The 1,314-nt window shown below is 64.5% G+C and carries 2 protein-coding genes; both read left to right on the top strand.

Features of this window, described 5'->3' with window-relative positions; genetic code table 11:
- On the top strand, positions 1-533 hold a 533-nt coding region (locus EN994_RS31860; RefSeq protein WP_164746434.1), incomplete at its 5' end, for an ATP-binding cassette domain-containing protein.
- The coding region (locus tag EN994_RS31855; protein WP_164746433.1) for a branched-chain amino acid ABC transporter permease at positions 530-1,314 on the top strand (785 nt) is incomplete at its 3' end. The genes EN994_RS31860 and EN994_RS31855, both read left to right, overlap by 4 nt.

Here is a 1,314-nt window from a genome sequence, read left to right as displayed (position 1 = left end):
ATCTCGCACTGTTCAAGGGCCTAAGCGTCCTCGACAATGTCGCCTCTGGCCTTGCCTACAAGGTTCGCTCCAACTTTGCCGGCCAGGTGCTCGGCATCGGCCGCTCGCGTGGCGAGCAGCGCGATTCACGCAGCCGTGCCGAACAGATCCTTGAATTCCTCCATCTCACCGCCATTCGCGACCGTCTTGTCGGCACCTTGCCTTACGGGCTGCAGAAGCGTGTCGAACTGGCCCGCGCGCTGGTGGCCGAGCCGCGCCTGCTTTTGCTGGACGAGCCGATGGCCGGCATGACAGCGAGCGAAAAGAGCGAGATGGCGTCTTTCGTCCGTGCCGCGCGCGATCGTTTCGCCACCACCGTGGTGTTGATCGAGCACGATGTCGGCGTCGTCATGGGTCTGTCCGATCGCATCGCCGTTCTCGACTACGGCCGCAAGATCGCCGACGCCACGCCCGATGAAGTCAGGAACGACCAACGCGTCATCGATGCCTATCTCGGCGTCGCCTCGGACAATGAGGACGGGGCAGGCATATGATCGCCGATTTCGACTACCAATTCTTCATCGAAGTGCTCGTCGGCGGCCTGCTCTCAGGCGTCATGTATTCGCTTGTCGCGATCGGCTTCGTGCTCATCTACAAGACCTCGGGCGTGCTCAATTTCGCGCAAGGCGCGATGCTGCTGTTTGCGGCACTCACCTTCGTCAGCCTCGTCGAGCGCGGTATTCCGTTCGCGCTGGCGCTGGCGGTCACCTTCGCCATCATGGTGGCGATGGGTGTCGCCATCGAGCGCACGGTGCTGCGGCCACTGACCAACAAGCCGCCGATCACACTGTTCATGGCGACGCTCGGCCTGTCCTACATCATCGAGGGCGCCGCCCAGCTGATCTGGGGCACGCAGGTCCATGGCCTCGATCTCGGCATCGAGGACGTGCCGCTGGAAATCGGCGGCGTGCTGATCAGCCAGTTCGACATTTTTGCCGCGGTGGTTGCCGCCGGCATGGTCCTCCTGCTGTCGCTGTTCTTCCGCTACACCCGCATCGGCCTCTCCTTCCGCGCCGTTGCCGACGACCAGTTCGCGGCCCTCGCGGTCGGCCTCAGGCTGCCCTTGATCTGGGCCACCGTGTGGGCTGCCGCCGGCCTTGTCGCCCTGGTGGCGGGACTGCTCTGGGGCGCACGCCTCGGCGTGCAGTTCTCGCTGTCGCTGGTGGTGCTGAAGGCGCTGCCGGTGCTGGTGCTCGGCGGCTTCGATTCCATCCTCGGCGCCATCGTCGGCGGGCTTCTGATCGGCGCCAGTGAGAAGCTCGCCGAGGTCTATAT

The sequence above is a fragment of the Mesorhizobium sp. M7A.F.Ca.CA.002.09.1.1 genome, from assembly GCF_003998555.1.
Taxonomy (GTDB): domain Bacteria; phylum Pseudomonadota; class Alphaproteobacteria; order Rhizobiales; family Rhizobiaceae; genus Mesorhizobium; species Mesorhizobium ciceri.
Note: the sequence above shows the minus strand (reverse complement) of the source record. Positions and strands in the feature narration are given on the sequence as shown.